Source organism: Janthinobacterium darwini, from assembly GCF_051380905.1.
Lineage (GTDB): Bacteria > Pseudomonadota > Gammaproteobacteria > Burkholderiales > Burkholderiaceae_D > Janthinobacterium.
In genome coordinates, this window is sequence record NZ_JBNYXX010000006.1 from 37,690 (window position 1) to 54,320 (window position 16,631).

Annotated in this window: 13 protein-coding genes and 1 other RNA gene; 1 reads left to right on the forward strand and 13 read right to left on the reverse strand. The window is 61.5% G+C overall.

The window, feature by feature from the left end:
* Positions 1-7 precede the first annotated feature (7 nt).
* The 11 genes from murG to rnpB form a co-directional block, all read right to left on the reverse strand.
* Positions 8-1,102 carry an undecaprenyldiphospho-muramoylpentapeptide beta-N-acetylglucosaminyltransferase gene (gene murG / locus ACQ4WZ_RS24645; protein ID WP_133988612.1) on the reverse strand — a complete coding sequence of 365 codons (1,095 nt, stop codon included), beginning with the start codon at positions 1,100-1,102 and terminating at the stop codon, positions 8-10.
* Complete coding sequence (gene ftsW / locus ACQ4WZ_RS24650) at positions 1,099-2,310, reverse strand: putative lipid II flippase FtsW (protein WP_101483928.1); 1,212 nt, start codon at positions 2,308-2,310, stop codon at positions 1,099-1,101. The genes murG and ftsW overlap by 4 nt, the downstream gene beginning before the upstream one ends.
* A complete protein-coding gene (gene murD, locus ACQ4WZ_RS24655) occupies positions 2,310-3,866 on the reverse strand; it encodes a UDP-N-acetylmuramoyl-L-alanine--D-glutamate ligase (protein ID WP_436574733.1) in 1,557 nt (518 codons plus the stop codon). The genes ftsW and murD overlap by 1 nt, the downstream gene beginning before the upstream one ends.
* A complete protein-coding gene (gene mraY, locus ACQ4WZ_RS24660; RefSeq protein WP_101483926.1) occupies positions 3,866-5,041 on the reverse strand; it encodes a phospho-N-acetylmuramoyl-pentapeptide-transferase in 1,176 nt (391 codons plus the stop codon). Before mraY ends, murD begins: the two co-directional genes overlap by 1 nt.
* Positions 5,042-5,043: 2 nt before the next feature.
* On the reverse strand, positions 5,044-6,474 hold the full coding sequence (locus tag ACQ4WZ_RS24665; RefSeq protein ID WP_436574800.1) for a UDP-N-acetylmuramoyl-tripeptide--D-alanyl-D-alanine ligase: 1,431 nt from the start codon (positions 6,472-6,474) through the stop codon (positions 5,044-5,046).
* An 11-nt stretch (positions 6,475-6,485) separates the two neighbouring features.
* Complete coding sequence (locus tag ACQ4WZ_RS24670) at positions 6,486-7,994, reverse strand: UDP-N-acetylmuramoyl-L-alanyl-D-glutamate--2,6-diaminopimelate ligase (protein WP_436574734.1); 1,509 nt, start codon at positions 7,992-7,994, stop codon at positions 6,486-6,488.
* A gap of 8 nt (positions 7,995-8,002) precedes the next feature.
* Positions 8,003-9,781, reverse strand: coding sequence for a peptidoglycan D,D-transpeptidase FtsI family protein (locus tag ACQ4WZ_RS24675; protein ID WP_101483924.1), 1,779 nt, complete (start codon positions 9,779-9,781; stop codon positions 8,003-8,005).
* Positions 9,781-10,050 carry a cell division protein FtsL gene (ftsL, locus tag ACQ4WZ_RS24680; protein ID WP_034748894.1) on the reverse strand — a complete coding sequence of 90 codons (270 nt, stop codon included), beginning with the start codon at positions 10,048-10,050 and terminating at the stop codon, positions 9,781-9,783. Before ftsL ends, ACQ4WZ_RS24675 begins: the two co-directional genes overlap by 1 nt.
* Entirely contained in the window at positions 10,047-11,024 is a 978-nt protein-coding gene (rsmH, locus tag ACQ4WZ_RS24685; RefSeq protein WP_101483923.1) for a 16S rRNA (cytosine(1402)-N(4))-methyltransferase RsmH, read from the reverse strand. Before rsmH ends, ftsL begins: the two co-directional genes overlap by 4 nt.
* 9 nt (positions 11,025-11,033) lie before the next feature.
* Positions 11,034-11,462 (reverse strand): division/cell wall cluster transcriptional repressor MraZ, encoded by a 429-nt coding sequence (gene mraZ, locus ACQ4WZ_RS24690; protein ID WP_101483922.1) that lies wholly within the window; start codon positions 11,460-11,462, stop codon positions 11,034-11,036.
* 661 nt (positions 11,463-12,123) lie between these two features.
* Positions 12,124-12,463: RNase P RNA component class A (rnpB, locus tag ACQ4WZ_RS24695), an RNA gene on the reverse strand.
* 235 nt (positions 12,464-12,698) lie between these two features.
* On the opposite strand from rnpB, the gene ACQ4WZ_RS24700 reads away from it, so the two are divergent.
* Positions 12,699-14,402 (forward strand): thiamine pyrophosphate-binding protein, encoded by a 1,704-nt coding sequence (locus ACQ4WZ_RS24700; protein WP_436574735.1) that lies wholly within the window; start codon positions 12,699-12,701, stop codon positions 14,400-14,402.
* 73 nt (positions 14,403-14,475) lie between these two features.
* Here ACQ4WZ_RS24700 and ACQ4WZ_RS24705 read toward each other — a convergent pair whose 3' ends face one another.
* The gene (locus tag ACQ4WZ_RS24705; protein WP_101483920.1) at positions 14,476-15,018 is read right to left on the reverse strand and encodes a hypothetical protein; all 543 of its coding nucleotides are present in this window, start codon (positions 15,016-15,018) and stop codon (positions 14,476-14,478) included.
* 150 nt (positions 15,019-15,168) lie between these two features.
* Positions 15,169-16,233 (reverse strand): porin, encoded by a 1,065-nt coding sequence (locus ACQ4WZ_RS24710; protein ID WP_101483919.1) that lies wholly within the window; start codon positions 16,231-16,233, stop codon positions 15,169-15,171.
* Between the last annotated feature and the right edge of the window lie 398 nt (positions 16,234-16,631).

Consider the following 16,631-nt stretch of genomic DNA (forward strand, 5'->3'; position numbering starts at 1 on the left):
GCTAACCTCATGCCAATTTTTCCAATACGTGTGCGATCGCCTCATTGGCGTCGCGCTTGCCTGCTGCCAGTGCCGCTTGCGCCATCTGCTGGCAGGTATCGCGGCTCAGCGACGCCAGCAAGGCGCTCAGCGACGCCGCACTCATTTCCGTCTGCGGCAGATGAATCGCCGCGCCCTGCTTCGCCATCCATTGCGCGTTGTCGCGCTGGTGGCTGGTGGTTGACGCTACCAGCGGCACAAGCACGCTGGCCACGCCGGCCGCCGTCAGTTCCGACAGGGTGATGGCGCCAGCACGGCAAATCACCAGGTCGGCCTCGGTATAGGCCTTGGCCATGTCGTCGATGAAGTCGACCACATCGGCCTGCACGCCCGCCTGCGCATACGCTGCATGCAGGGCGTCGATATTCTTCTTGCCCGACTGGTGCGTCACCAGCGGACGTTCGCCCTCCGGCATCAAGGCCAGCGCGGCGGGCAGATTGTCGTTCAGCGCTTTCGCGCCCAGGCTGCCGCCCACCACCAGGATACGCAGCGGCCCGCTGCGGCCCGCAAAGCGGGACGCCGGCGGCGCCATGGCGAGAATCTCCGCGCGCACGGGATTGCCCGTGACGACGGCCTTGCCCGCAGCGCTGCCGAAATCGGCGGGAAAACCGAAACAGACCTTTTGCGCCAGCGGCACCAGCGTCTTGTTCGACAGCAGCAGCGCCGCGTCGGCATTGACCAGCACCAGCGGCACGCCCTTCAGGCGCGCCATCAGGCCGCCCGGCACGGTCACGTAGCCGCCCATGCCCATCACCACGTCCGGCTTGCGGCTGGCGATAAAACGGCGAATGGCAAAGAAGCTCGCCAGCATCTTGAAACCGCCTTTGACCGTATGCGCCAGGCCCTTGCCACGCATGCCTGAGAACGCGATGGCATCCATGGGAATGCCGCTTTTCGGCACCAGTTCCTGTTCCATGCCGTGGGTCGTGCCCAGCCAGCTCACTTCCCAGCCGCGCGCGCGCATCGTCTGCGCAATCGCCAGGCCCGGGAAAATATGGCCGCCAGTACCGGCCGCCATGATCATCAGTCTTTTCGTCGTTTTCAAGTTCGTCACATTGTTCATAGCCGGCCTCCGCGCATCAGGATCCGGTTTTCGTAATCGATGCGCAGCAAAATCGCCAGGCCGATACAGTTAATCAGTACGCCCGTGCCGCCATAACTCATCAGGGGCAAAGTCAGCCCCTTGGTCGGCAGCAGGCCAAGGTTCACGCCCATGTTGATGAAGGTCTGCACGCCGATCCAGATGGCGATGCCTTTCGCCGTCAATCCGGCGAAGGTCTGGTCGATGGCGATCGCCTGCCGGCCGATGTCGAAGGCCCGCTTGATAATCCAGTAAAACATGCCGATCACGATCAGCACGCCCACCAGGCCCAGTTCCTCGCCGATCACGGCCAGCAAGAAGTCCGTATGCGCTTCGGGCAGGTAGTGCAGTTTTTCCACGCTGCCGCCCAGTCCCACGCCAAACAGTTCGCCGCGCCCGAAGGCGATCAGCGAGTGCGTCAGCTGGTAGGCCTTGTTGAGCGCATTATCTTCCTGCCACGGATCGAGATACGCAAAAAACCGCTCGCGGCGGAATTTCGACAAGGCGATGATGGTGACGAAGATCGCCGTCAGCATGGCGCCGATGCCGCCGAACCAGATGGCGTTGACGCCGCCCAAAAACAGAATGCCCATGGCGATGCAGACGATCACGCCGAAAGCGCCCAGGTCGGGTTCCATCAGCAGCAGCAGGCCGACGAAGCTGACGGCCAGCGCCATCGGCATGAAGCCCTTGGTCAATTTGTGCATGTACTCCTGCTTGCGCACGGTGTAGTCGGCGGCGTACAGCACCATCACTACCTTCATCAGTTCGGACGGCTGCGGACGCAGGCCCGGCAAGTTCAGCCAGCGGCGCCCGCCATTGACCGACACGCCCAGGCCAGGTATCAAGACCATTACCAGCAGCACCAGCGTGCCGATGAACAGCCACGGCGCGATCTTTTGCCAGGTGGCGATGCGGATGCGGAACACCATTGCGGCGACGATGATCGATACGCCGATGAACAGCGCCTGACGCACAACGAAATAATTGTTGGTGTAGGCGGCGAACTTGCGCGCGTCCGACAGCGAAATCGATGCCGAATACACCATCACCATGCCCAGCAACATGAGCAACAGGACCACCCACACCAGCGGCTTGTCATAGTCCATCATCTTCGACTGCCGCGCGCGGCTATCCAGCGGCTTGGCAGCCGAGCCGGAACCAAAGCTGAAGGGCAGTTGGAAGGCCATCAGATATCCTGTCCGTTTTCCAGCGCGATGTCGCGCACGGCGTCGACAAACACCTGCGCGCGGTGCGCATAGTTCTTGAACATGTCCAGGCTGGCGCAAGCGGGCGACAGCAGCACGGCATCGCCGGCCAGCGCCAGGCTGCTGGCGCGCTTGACGGCTTCCGGCAAGGTGGTGCAGTCGACGATGTCCACGCCGGCCGGCTCAAGGGCCGTGCGCAGCGCCGGCGCGTCGCGGCCGATCAGCACCACGGCACGCACATAGCGCGACACGGGTTCAGCCAGCGGCGAGAAATCCTGGCCCTTGCCATCGCCGCCGGCGATCAGCACCAGGCGCTGTTCCGCACCGCCAAACGCCTTGCCCAGGCCGAACAACGCAGCCACTGTCGCGCCCACGTTGGTGCCCTTGCTATCGTCGTAGTATTCGACTTCATTGACGGCCGTGATCAGTTCCACCCTATGCGGCTCCCCCTGGTACTCGCGCAAGCCGTGCAGCAGTGGCGCGAACGGCAGGCCGATGGCGCGGCACAGGGCAAGCGCCGCCAGCGCATTCGAGGCATTGTGCTGGCCACGGATTTTCAGCGCATCGGCCGGCATCAGTTTCTTGGCCATCGTCGGCACCGGTTCCGGTGCCGGATCGTTCTTCCTGCGTTTCTTCTCGATGACCTCTTCGCTGGGCACGGCTTGCGCCAGCCAGAAAATACCCCGTTCATTGACCAGGCCAAAGCTGTCCACCTCCGCCGGCTCGCCCGTGCCGAAGGTAACGGTCTCGGTCAGCGGATCGGCCATGTGCATCACGGCGGCATCGTCGCGGTTCAGGATGCGCACGGTCTGGTCGCCGAAGATGCGCGCCTTGTCTTTGGCATACGCAGCCATATCGCCATGCCAGTCCAGGTGGTCCTGCGACAGATTCAGGACCGTGGCCGCATCGGCCTGCAGGCTGAAGGTCGTGTGCAACTGGAAGCTGGACAACTCCAAAATCCACGCCTGCGGCAAGGTGCTGGCGACAGCTTCCGCCACGTCAGCTTCCGCATCCACCGGCTGCGGCGCAGGCTCGGCATCGAGCACTTCGCGCAGCACATCCAGCGCCGCCGGGCTGATATTGCCGGCCACGCGCGTGGCCAGGCCCGCGCGTTCGCACAGCAAGCCTACCAGGCTGGTCACCGTCGTCTTGCCGTTGGTGCCCGTGATGGCGATGACTTTCGGCGCATAGCCGCGTTCCGCCTTGAGCGCGGCCAGCGCTTGCGCGAACAGTTCGATCTCGCCCCATACGGGGATATTTTTCTCGGCAGCGGCAGGTGCAATCTGCGCCAGTTCGCGGCCCGGCGCCAGGCCGGGGCTGACCGCGACGAAGTCGACGCCATCGAGCAATTCGGCCGTGAAGGCGCCAGCGATGAAGCGCGCCTGCGGCACGGCACTCTGCAACGCGGCCAGACGCTCTGGCGCCTCGCGCGTATCGGCCACGCGCACGGCCGCACCGCTGCGGGCCAGCCACAGGGCCATGGCCAGGCCCGACTCCCCGAGGCCCAGTACCAGTGCGGTTTTAGCGTCGTACATCATTAGCGCAGCTTCAAGGTGGTCAGGCCGAGCAGCACCAGCATCATGGTGATGATCCAGAAACGCACGACAACCTGCGTCTCTTTCCAGCCTTTTTGTTCAAAATGGTGATGCAGTGGCGCCATCAGGAAAACGCGGCGGCCCGTTCCGTAGCGCTTCTTGGTGTACTTGAACCAGACGACCTGGATGATCACGGACAGTGTTTCGACGACGAAGATGCCGCCCATGATGAACAGGACGATTTCCTGGCGCACGATGACGGCCACGGTGCCCAGTGCGCCGCCCAGTGCCAGCGCGCCCACGTCGCCCATGAACACTTTCGCAGGGTGCGTGTTATACCAGAGGAAGGCCAGGCCGGAACCGGCCAGCGCGCCGCAGAAAATTACCAGTTCGCCGGCGCCCGGAATATGCGGGATGAACAGGTAGCGCGCATACGTGGCGTTGCCCGTCAGGTAGGCGAACAGGCCCAGGGCCGTACCCACCATCACGGTCGGCATGATGGCCAGGCCATCGAGACCATCGGTAAAGTTGACGGCGTTGCTGGTGCCGACGATGACGCAATACGTTAGCGCGATAAAGCCCCACACGCCCAGCGGATAGCTGATGGTCTTGAAGAACGGGACGATCAGGTCGGCCTTGGGCGGCAAGTCCATGGCGAAGCCGGACTGCACCCAGGCGTAGATCAGATTCCACACCTGGCCAGCATTGGGCTCGGAGATGGACACGGAAAACGCCAGGTAAAACGCGGCGGCGATGCCAATCAGCGACTGCCAGAAGTATTTTTCGCGCGAGCGCATGCCTTCCGGGTCCTGGTGCACCACCTTGCGGTAGTCATCAGCCCAGCCGACGGCGCCAAAGCCCAGGGTGACGATCAGCACTGGCCAGATGAAGCGGTTCGACAAGTCGGCCCACAGCAAGGTGGAAATGCCGATGGCAATGAGGATCAGCACGCCGCCCATGGTCGGGGTGCCGTGTTTTTTCAGATGCGTTTGCGGGCCGTCCGTACGCACGGCCTGGCCGACCTTCATGCGCGTGAGCATGCGGATCACGGCGGGACCGGCGCACAGGCCGATCAGGATCGCGGTCAGGGTCGCGAAGACGGCGCGGAAAGTGATGAAGTTAAAGACCCGCAGTGGGCCAATGTCGTCCTGGAAATAATGAGCGAGCCAGAGCAGCATGATTAGTGAGCTTCCTTGTTTTTGTTGTTTGAACCAATCAAATGCTGCACGGCCCGTTCCATTTTCATGGAGCGGGAGCCCTTGATTAATACTGTTGCATCCGAGCGGCCGGACAGATGCGCATCGAGCGCTGCCAGCAAGCCGTCGAACTGTTCGAAATACTCCACGACCGTGCCCGATTCCTGGCTGGCGGCAGCCTGCGCCGCATTCACCAGATGGCGCGCCAGGCCGCCCGTCGCCAGCACGTGTTCGATGCCTTTGGCGGCGGCGTAGGCGCCGATCTCTTCGTGGAACTGCTGCCCCTGCGTGCCAACTTCCGCCATCTCGCCCAGCACCAGAATGCGCGGTGCCGCGGCCTGCGCCAGCACGTCGATGGCCGCCCTCACCGAATCCGGATTGGCGTTATACGTGTCGTCGATGATGGTGGCGCCGTTGAGGGCACGTTTTTTCTGCAGGCGACCGTTCACGGGCGCGAACGCCTCCAGGCCCTGCTTGATATGCTCGATGGCGATACCGGCGCCAATGGCGCATGCCGCCGCAGCCAGCGCATTGCGCACATTGTGCTCGCCCGCCGCCTGCAAGCCGACGAAGAACTGGCGCAAGCTGCCATCCTGCGCGCGCACGCTGACGAACATGTCGCTGCCAAAATCCTCGGCCACGCGATGCGTGCAGCTTACGTCGGCATCCTTCGACAGCCCGAAGGTGATGACGGCGCGCGCGCCGGCCAGTTCGCGCCACAGGGGCGTGAATTCGTCGCCGTGCGGGAACACAGCCACGCCGTCGTCGGCCAATGCAGCCAGCGCGGCGCCGTTTTCACGCGCCACCGCTACCACCGTGTGCATGAATTCCTGGTGCTCGCGCTGCGCGTTGTTAACCATCGCCAGCGTCGGCGCGGCGATTGCCGCAAGGCGCGCGATTTCGCCCGGATGGTTCATGCCCATCTCGATCACGGCCGCCTTGTGCTGATCGCTGAGGCGGAACAGGGTCAATGGCACGCCGATTTCATTATTCAGGTTGCCGCGCGTGGCCAGGCGGCCTTCTTCGCCAAAGGCCGTCGCCAAGATGGACGAAATCATCTCCTTGACGGTGGTCTTGCCATTGCTGCCGGTAACGCCAATGACGGGCAGGTTGAAACGGCCGCGCCAGTAATTGGCGATGCGGCCCAGCGCGACCAGGGTATCAGCGACCACGATGGCCGGCACCTTGCTGCTATCCCAGCCTGCGGGCAGGCGCTCGACCACCACGGCGGCAACGCCACTGGCGGCCACCTGGTCGAGGAAGTCATGGGCGTCGAAACTTTCGCCGCGCAAGGCGACGAAGAGCGAGCCGGCTGGCGCGCTGCGGCTATCGGTTGATACACCGTCAAAAACGGTGTCGCCCGTCATCTGCGCGCCATGCAGGGCAGGCATCAGTTCGGCCAGGGTCGCGTGCATGAGGCGGTCCATCAGTTCGTCCTCATCATGGTCAGGCGCGCGGACAGGGCCAGCTGCGCATGATCGGCATCGGAGAACGGCAGTTTCTTGCCCTTGATTTCCTGGTACGGCTCATGGCCCTTGCCCGCCAGCAGGATCACGTCCGGCTTGGCGGCATGCTTGATGGCCGACAGGATGGCTGCGGCGCGGTCTTCGATAGCCTGCGGCTGCGGTCCGTCTGTGCGCATACCGGCGACGATCTGCGCGATGATGGCGTGCGGGTCTTCGCTGCGCGGATTGTCGCTGGTAACCAGCACGTGATCGGCCAGCTGCGCGATGGCGCCCATCTGCGGACGCTTGCCCGGATCGCGGTCGCCACCGCAGCCGAACACGCACCACAGCTGGCCGCCCCGTTCCTGCGCCACCTGGCGCAAGGCGGCCAGGGTTTTTTCCAGCGCGTCCGGCGTATGCGCGTAATCGATGACGACCATCGGCGCTTCCTGTCCACCCACCTGCTGCATGCGGCCGGGAGCCGGCTGCAGCGATTCGATGCCGTCGATGGCGGCGCGCAGGCCGGTGCCGTGCGCCAGCAAGGCGCCCAGCACGGCCAGCGCGTTGCTGATATTGAAGTGACCCACCAGTTGCGTTTTGACCAGCGCCACGCCCAGCGCACATTCCAGATGGAAGTCGGTGCCGGCATTGCGGCTGCGGAACTGGCTGGCACGCAGCATCAGCACGCCCGGCAGGTCGGGCAAGGCCGCCGCATCCTGCAAGGTGTAACCGATGACCGGATACTCGCCCGCCAGCTTGCCGTCCACGTGGCGCGCCAGGCGCAAGCCCATGGGGTCGTCCAGGTTGATGACGGCCGTCTTCAGGCCGGGCCAGTCGAACAGCTTGACTTTGGCCGCCTCGTAAGTGGCCATGTCGCCATGGTAATCGAGGTGGTCGCGCGTCAAATTGGTGAACATGGCGACATCGAAATGCATGCCGGTCGCCCGGTCCTGATCCAGGCCAATCGACGACACTTCGATGGCAACAGCCTTGGCGCCAGCGTCGCGCATGGCGGCGAGTTTACGCGCCAGCAGCACGGCGTCGGGCGTGGTGTAGCCGGTGACGTCGAATTCGATGGCGCCGCGCGGCTTGCACAGGCCCACGCCCAAGGTACCGATGACGGACGATGTTTCGCCCAGGCGCGCCAAGGCCTGCGCCAGCCACAAGGCGCACGAGGTCTTGCCATTCGTGCCCGTCACGCCGGCGCTGAACATGGCACTGTCGGGCATGTCGTAAACAGCATGTGCCACGGGGCCAGCCAGGCGCTTCAGGTCGCCGACCAGCAGATGCGGCACATTCCATGCGGCGTTCCATTCCACGGCGTCATGCACGATGGCGGCGGCGCCCTGCTCGATAGCGGCGTCGATGAAATGAGTGGCGCCAGCGTAGGCGAAAAACACGTCGCCGCGCTGCACGCGCCGCGAATCGGACGTCAGCTGCCCGGACGGGGCAGCCGCTTTGATCCACAAACTGATGTCTTGTATGGTCATGAGTGACTTCACATGGCCTCCGGGCCGGCATTGGCCGGGACCACGATTTCGGTAACGGAGGAATCGGGCGGTACGTTCATCGCGCGCAGCGCGTTGGTCGCAATCGCCGCGAAAGCGGGAGCGGCAACCTGGCCGCCATAGTGGGCGGGGCCGGTCGGTTCATCGATCATCACGGCAATGATGAAGCGCGGCGCCGACATCGGCACCATGCCCACGAAAGAGCCAATGTATTTGCGCGGCATCGCATAACGGCCGTTTTCCACCTTGTAGGCGGTACCCGTCTTGCCGCCGACGCGGTAACCGGCGACCTGGGCGCGCTTGGCCGAGCCGTGCGCGCCGGAGACCACCAGTTCCAGCATGGCGCGCATTTCGGCGGCCGTCTTCGGCTTGATCACCTGCTGGCCCACAGGCAGCTCATTGACCTTCTGGAACGATAATGGAATCGTGTCGCCATCACGGGCGAACATCATGTAAGAGCGCGCCAGCTGGATCAGCGACACGGAAATGCCGTTACCGTAGCTCATGGTGGCCTGTTCCACCGGGCGCCACGATTTATATGGACGCACGCGGCCGGCCACAGCGCCGGGGAAGCCCCATTTCGGCTGCTGGCCGAAGCCTACCTTGGTAAACATTTCCCACATTTCCTGCGACGGCATGCCCAGCGCGATTTTCGAGGTGCCGATGTTCGACGACATCTCGATGATTTCAGAGACATTGATCACGCCGTGCGGCTTGGTATCGGTAATGGTTCGGTCGGCGATGGTGTAGCGGCCCGGCCCCGTGTCGATCAGGGTGGTCGGCTTGACGCGTCCCGTATCGAGCGCCAGCGAGACGGTGATCGGTTTCAGGGTCGAACCGGGCTCAAAGGTGTCGGTCATGACGCGGTTGCGCAGCTGCTGGCCCGTGAGCTTGCGGCGGTCGTTCGGGTCATAGCTGGGGTAGTTGGCCAGGGCCAGCACTTCACCCGTGTGCACGTCGAGCACCACGGCGCCGCCAGCCTTGGCATTAAATTTTTCCACCGCTTCCTTCAACTGCGTGAAGGCGATGTACTGGATCTTGCTGTCCACGGACAGGGTCAGGTCCTTGCCGTCATGCGGTTCGTGGATGAAGCCGATATCTTCGACAATGTGGCCCAGGCGGTCCTTGATCACGCGGCGGCTGCCGGTGGTGCCGACGAGGGTTTTCTGCTGCGCCAGTTCCATGCTTTCCTGGCCCACGTCTTCCACATTGGTAAAACCGACCACGTGGGTCATCACTTCGCCCTGTGGATAAAAGCGCTTGTATTCCTTGCGCTCGTCGATGCCGTCGATGCCCAGCTTGGAAATTTTGTCGGCCACGTCCATCTCGACCTGGCGTTTCAGGTAAACGAAGCTGCGGTCCGAATCGAGCTTCTTGCGCAATTCGTTGACATTCATTTCCAGCAAGCCGGCCAACGCGTTGATTTTCTCGGGTGACGCCTGCAGCACGTCGTCGGGAATGGCCCAGATGGCTTTCACGGGCACGGACGAGGCCAACACCTGGCCGTTGCGGTCGGTGATCTTGCCGCGCGTGGCCGGCAGTTCCAGCGTGCGTTCGTAGCGTGCCTTGCCCTGCTTTTGCAAAAACTGCGTCGACACGCCCTGCAGCCACAGGGCGCGCACGCCCAGGCCGGCGAAAGCGAAGAACAGCAGGAACAGCACGACGCGCGAACGCCAGACGGGCAGTCGCACCGCCAGTACGGGGTTCTTCGAGAATGGCACGCCTTTCGATGCCGCAACCCTGCCGTTGCTGTTACCGCCCAACTTCATTATTCGCCCTCCGTCAGGTACTGCGTACGCGCCGCCGTCAGCGGCGTCATGCTCAGGTCACGCCGAGCAATCGATTCAATGCGCTCATGCTTGCCCAGGGTCGACTGGTCCAGCTGCAGCTGCGCCCAGTCGATGTCGAGCTGGCGGGACAGCGCTTGCGCGCGCTCCAGGTCGATCAGCAGGTGGCGCGACTGGTACTGCGCGTTCACCAGCGACAGGCCACAGCACACCAGCAGGGCCGACAGCACGACACACAGCTTGCCAGTCATCGGGAGCCGCCATTCGCAGGGGCGACCAGCGGCAGGCGCTGCGCCACGCGCATCACGGCCGAACGCGAACGGGGATTCCCCTCGATCTCGGCATCGGACGGCTTCATCTTCAAGATCAGCTTCATTTCCGGCTGCGGCAAGTCGACCGCGCGGATCGGCAGGCGGCGGTCAGGCTGCTCCACGTTCGCCTTCGAGGCGAAGAAGCGCTTGACCATGCGGTCTTCCAGCGAATGAAAACTGATCACGGCCATGCGCGCGCCGGGCGCCAGGCATGCATACGCCTGGCTCAGCCCGATCTCGAGATCCTCGAGCTCTTTGTTAATGAAAATGCGTATGGCCTGAAAGGTGCGGGTAGCGGGGTCCTTACCCTTCTCGCGGGTCTTGACGGCGCCTGCCACGATGCTGGCAAGCTGTCGTGTGCTTGAAATTGGCTGGACTGCCCGGCCAGCAACAATCGCCTTTGCAATCTGAAAAGCAAACCGTTCTTCCCCATAATCGCGTATCACTTTCTCTAAATTCTGCTCGGTTTCCACCGCCAGCCATTCGGCCGCGGAGATACCGCGCGTGGTATCCATGCGCATATCCAGCGGTCCGTCGTTGCGGAAACTGAAACCGCGCGCCGCATCGTCGACCTGCGGCGACGAGATGCCCAGGTCGAGCAAGATGCCGTCCACCTGCCGAACGCCACGCGCGGCCAGGCTGGCCGTCATGGTGGCAAAGCTGTCATGGACAATTTCAAAGCGGGGGTCGCCGATCTGTTCGGCCGTGGCGATGGCTTGCAAATCCTTGTCGAAGCCGATCAGGCGCGCATCAGCGGCCAGGCGCGACAAAATCAATCGGCTATGCCCGCCGCGGCCAAACGTGCCATCGACGTAAATGCCGTGCGCGCGGTCGCCCGTGAGGTCGAGCGCATCGACCGCTTCATCGAGCAGCACCGTGCGATGCTGAAATTCCGGCACCGTGAGTTGTGTCATTACGGAGCCTTAGAAAGAAAAATTGGAAAGTACATCGGGGGTGCCGGCATCGATCGCCTGCTGTTCTTTGTCAGCCAACTTGACGGCATCCCATATTTCAAAGTGACTGCCCATGCCGATCATCATGACTTCGCGCGACAGCCCCACGGCGTTGCGCAATTCGGGCGAGATCAGCACGCGGCCAGCCGAGTCCAGCTCGACGTCAACGGCGTTGCCGAGGAAGATGCGCTGCCAGGCGCGCGCCGACATGGGCCAGGCGGCGATTTGCTGGCGGTGGCTTTCCCACACGGGACGGGGGAAAAACAGCAGGCAGCCATCGGGGTGTTTGGTCAGGGTCAAACGGCCTTCGCATTGAATCGCCAGCGCGTCACGGTGCTTGGCAGGGATAGACATCCTGCCTTTGGCATCGAGATTGATTGCGGACGCGCCTTGAAACACGGAAGACCTTTTTTGAGCTTGGGTTGCGACGCTTGCGCATCACGATGAAAAGGGAAAATTTCCCACAAAAACACACTTTTTCACACAGTTGCCCACTTTAGAGTAAGCAAAGATAGTGGTCAAGCGGTTTCCGATTGGTAAAACAGGAATTTTATTAATGAAATTAAGGACTTAGCGCATATCGTTGAAGCAGTCTCAAATAAAAATATATCGATAAATTAGATACTTATGAAAGATAGTGAATGTGCTACCTCATCTACACACATGTGTTTTCCTACCGTAAACATCGAAAAAGACGAAATCGAAAAATTGAATTTTTTACAGTTAGTTGACACATGACAATACTTTCGTCATCCAGGCACAACAGCAAGCAGCCACAGCAAAAGACTTGGTTTAAGGCAAAAAAAATTCGCCCATGACGCGTTCCCGCCCGGTTTTCCGGGGCTAGCCTGATGCAGGCAAACTATTTTTGCAATGCAGCAATTAATTGAAAAGAAGAAACTTTAACCAATTGTTCATTTTTAGTTGTATATACAACTTTATCTTAACTGCTATATTTTTAGAAACAAAAAAAGCCCCTTTGCGGGGGCTTTTTGATGGCGCGCAGCAGGCAAGCCGCTGTGACCGATACACTCCCCGGCAGACCAGGGAACACAAATTCAAGTGAAGCAGGCCGATAGGCCGGATTTTGTTACGGCGCCTTCCCTTGCAGGTTGGCGCTATGACAGTCATTCCTCTAGGCGCCAGATTACTCGGGCGCTCAAGCTTTCTACCCGCACGCTCCGCGAGCAGCATCATCGCGTGCCTATTTGAAATTGCACCAGGTGGAGGTTACCGCGTTTCACCGTAACTTAATACGCTCGTCTCTGTGGCCCTATTCCTCGCCTTATACCTTGCGGCTTTCAGCGGACGGCCGTTAACCGTCACCCCGCTCTATGGAGTCCGGACCTTCCTCCCGCCAGTGCATTGCTGCACCAGCCAGCGACTGTCTGGCCTGCTTCACCCGCCATTGTACCGCGCCGCAGCATGTTTCTGCAAAAAGGCCTGTGCAGGCGCGAAACCGCTCGCCGGCCCCCTCGTCGGGCCCCGGCCCGGGGGATTGTGTAATTCGGTGTCGCCATTTCAAAAGCCGGGCCAAATCGGCTCACATAGAATGAGGCAAGCTGCTTGCATGCAAGCGCATGCGCACCGCTTGCCCCACTTCTTTGCCACCCACTAGAATATAAAGAGCCGAACATGACGCAACAATCCCGTACCGGCGGCCAGATCCTGGTCGATGCCCTGCAGATCCATGGTGTCGACACCGCTTTTGGCGTGCCTGGCGAAAGCTACCTGGACGTGCTCGACGCACTGCACGATTCGGGCATCCGCTTCATCATCAACCGCCAGGAAGGCGGCGCCGCCTTTATGGCCGAAGCCTACGGCAAGCTGACGGGCAAGCCGGGCATCTGCTTCGTCACACGCGGACCGGGCGCCACCAATGCCTCGATCGGCGTGCACACGGCGTATCAGGATTCCACCCCGATGATCCTGTTCATCGGCCAGGTCGGCAATGATTTTGTCGACCGCGAAGCGTTCCAGGAAATCGACTACCGCCGCATGTACGGCCAGATGGCCAAGTGGGTGGCGCAGATCGACCGCGCCGAGCGCATTCCCGAATACCTGGCACGTGCCTTCCAGGTGGCCACCAGCGGCCGCCCCGGCCCCGTGGTGCTGGCCCTGCCGGAAGACATGCTCATTTCCATGGCGACTGTCGCAGACACGCGCGCCTACCAGCCCGTGCAGGCTGCGCCATCAGACGCGCAGCTGCAGCAGCTGCGCGCCATGCTGGCCACGGCGAAACAGCCGCTGGTCTTGCTGGGCGGCACCACCTGGACGCCGCAGGCGTGCGCCGACCTGCAACAGTTCGCCGAAGCGAATCACTTGCCCGTCGCCTGCGCCTTCCGTTTCCAGGACTTGCTCGACAATGCCCACCCGAACTATATCGGCGACGTCGGCATCGGCATCAACCCGAAACTGGCAGCGCGCGTGAAAAATGCCGACCTCGTCATCGCCATCGGCCCGCGCCTGGGTGAAATGACGACGGGCGGCTACACCCTGTTCGACTCGCCCGTGCCGCGCCAGCGTCTGGTGCACATCCACACGGACGCCGAAGAGCTGGGCAGCGTTTACCAGGCTGAGCTGATGATCAACAGCGGCATGCCGCAGGTCTGCGCCATGCTGGCCGCCATGCCCCCCGTGGACGCTTCCGCATGGAAACAGTCGCCGGCCGAAGCCAAGGCCGAGCTGGCAGCCTACCAAGAGCAGCCGCCCATCTTCCAGGATGGCCAGGCGCCGCTGGACCTGTGGCAAGTGACGCAGGAAATCATGGCACAGGTACCCCCCGACACCATCCTGACGAACGGCGCCGGCAATTACGCCTCGTGGGCGCACCGCTTCTACCGCTATGGCGGCATGCGCACGCAACTGGCACCGACGAATGGCGCCATGGGCTACGGCGTGCCGTCCGGCGTGGCGGCAAAGATCGTGCATCCGGAGCGCACCGTGATCACCTTTGCCGGCGATGGCGAATACATGATGAATGGCCAGGAACTGGCCACCGCCGTGCAATACCAGGCGGGCGTGGTCATCATCGTCTTCAATAACCAGATGTTCGGCACCATCCGCATGCACCAGGAGCGCGACTACCCGGGCCGCGTCTCTGGCACGACCTTGCACAATCCCGATTTCGCGGCGCTGGCGCAAGCGTATGGCGCGCATGGCGCAGTGGTGAATACGACAGAAGAATTCGCCCCTGCCCTGCAACGGGCGCTGGCGCACGCCAGGACGCACAGCTTGCCGGCCCTGATCGAGCTGCGCTACGACGGCAACCTGATCACGCCGAATGCCACCCTGGCCACCATCCGTGCCACGGCAGAAAAGGCGCAGGCGGCAAAATAAGCCCCTTGCAAGGCGAGAAATAACAAAGGCCCGGTCGATACCGGGCCTTTTTCTTTTTGACAGAGGCAATCGCTCAGGCAGCGGGCACGGGCGCACTTTCCTCGGCAGGCACGGCCTCCGCCGGCGCTTCCGGCATCGGTGGGCATGGCGTGCAATTTTTCAGGGGACGGCCGAAATCGCGCACGCGGCTCAGTTTCATGGGCATGCGCACATTGCCGCCGCAGTAATCACCTTCCAGTGTCAGGGTTTGCCCATCTTTGGAAAACTTGCCGACGATGGTGCGCTCTTCATTGTCGGCGCCCGCGATGGTGAAATCGAAGGCGCCCGTGGCGGTGTCCAGGTTGACGTCGTTGGCCACGATAGGCCAGCTCAGGGCACCCGCCGTGAATTCGTAGATGACGGAATCAGCCTCGGCGAAGCGGTGCAGGGTCACGCGCTGGCCGCCGATCTCGCCGCTATCCTTTTGCAGACATAGATCCGAGTAGACGGCCACGCCATAGCGCTCCAGTCCAACCGGCTTCTTGCCCTTGACTGCGGCGAAGGCGGCACCGGTGGCGCTGGCGAGCAGCAGCGCGGCCAGCATGGCAGCCAGACGCGGCGAGGTGTATGAATTCATGGCATTCCTTTACTTGAGTAACGGCGCCATTATAACTGGCGCCGCACATGCAAAAACGCGCCGCCAGGCCGAAGCCAGACAGCGCGTTTCTTTGCTTGCAGCATCCCCGAGGGGATGCCTTGGCGGTACTAAGCTTCGCTTGCGCGAATATTAGAACGAGTGACGAACACCAACGTTGAAGGCTTTGTCGCCCGTACCAACATTGCTGTTGTTACCAACGGTGTAGTTAGCGCCGTTTTTGTTCTTGATCTTGGCGTACGAAGCGTAGGTGCTCGTGCGCTTCGACAGAGCGTAGGAGTAACCCAGTGCCCATTGATCAGCATCAGCGTTAGCAGCGGTTTTGTCGTTCGTACGGATGAACGAAGCCATTACGGTGCCAGCTGGGCCGACTGGTACGGTTGCGCCGACCAAGATGTTGTTGCTGTCGGTGCTCAGAGCAGCAGGAGCGTAGTTGTAGTTCTGTACGTTACCGTTGTTCAGGTTGGCGCTTTGTGCACCTTTGTTCACGCCGTATGCGACGTAAGCTTTAGCAACTGCGAAGTCGTAGTTAGCTGCAGCCAACCAGTTGCGGCCGCTACCTTGTTCGATGGTCGCGGTGTCGTTGCTGGTGTTGTTGTAAGCCAGACGTGCATTCAGAGGACCATTCGAGTAGCCAACCGACGCGCCGATTTTGCGGCCGATTTTGTTCGAATCAGCGTTTTCGCCGAAGGTGTACGCTACGTCGCCGTCAAAACCGTTGAAGTTTGGCGAGGTGTACAGCACGGTGTTGCTGGTGCGGGTGTTCGCTGGGAACAAGTTTTTAGCGGAACCAGCGTAGCCAGCTGCGAATGGATCAGCAACTTTCGACAGGGTGTTGTACCAAGGGGTGTATTGACGACCCAGGGTCAGGGTACCGGTCGTTTTGCTGCTCAGACCAACGTAAGCTTGACGGTTGAACAAGGTACCTGCAACGTCTTGTTGACCGTTGTCAACGCTGAAGCCCGATTCCAACAGGAACAGAGCCGACAGGCCGCTGCCCAGATCTTCGGTGCCTTTGAAGCCCAGACGGGAAGCCGAAGCAACGCCGCTGTCCAGCTTGTTTACATTGCCTTTAACGCCGCCGCGCTCGCTGACGAAACCAGCGTCAACGGTACCGTAGATAACAACGCTCGATTGAGCTTGAGCTACGCCAGTGGCTGCTGCCAGAACTGCCAGGGTGATCAGAGTTTTTTTCATTGCAATTTCCTTTAATTTTTGAAGCAAAAAGTAATACAGCCTATGCATCTCGAGCTGCGCTCTAGCAGAGCGCTTTTTATGAGTGAGGGCAAGGTCTCCACCTGCCACATTGCTGTTCCGGTCAGGGGAACATTCATATCGGTATCGGCACGCTATTGCACCGATAAGCTTGAAGGCTGCATAACGACCGTCATTCGTGCGCCGGTTCGGTGCTCAAAGGGCACCGGAAGCGGCACTATAACGACCGTTTCACATTCCATCAAGTTCCAACATGTTACTTCCGGTACCAGGCCAGGGGCTTTTTCAGGCATCCCGACCATCGCCAACCGTACTACGCGACAGAGCCAGTGCCCCTTGCCAACCAATGCATTGGCCTGATTGACCATTCCATCATAGCG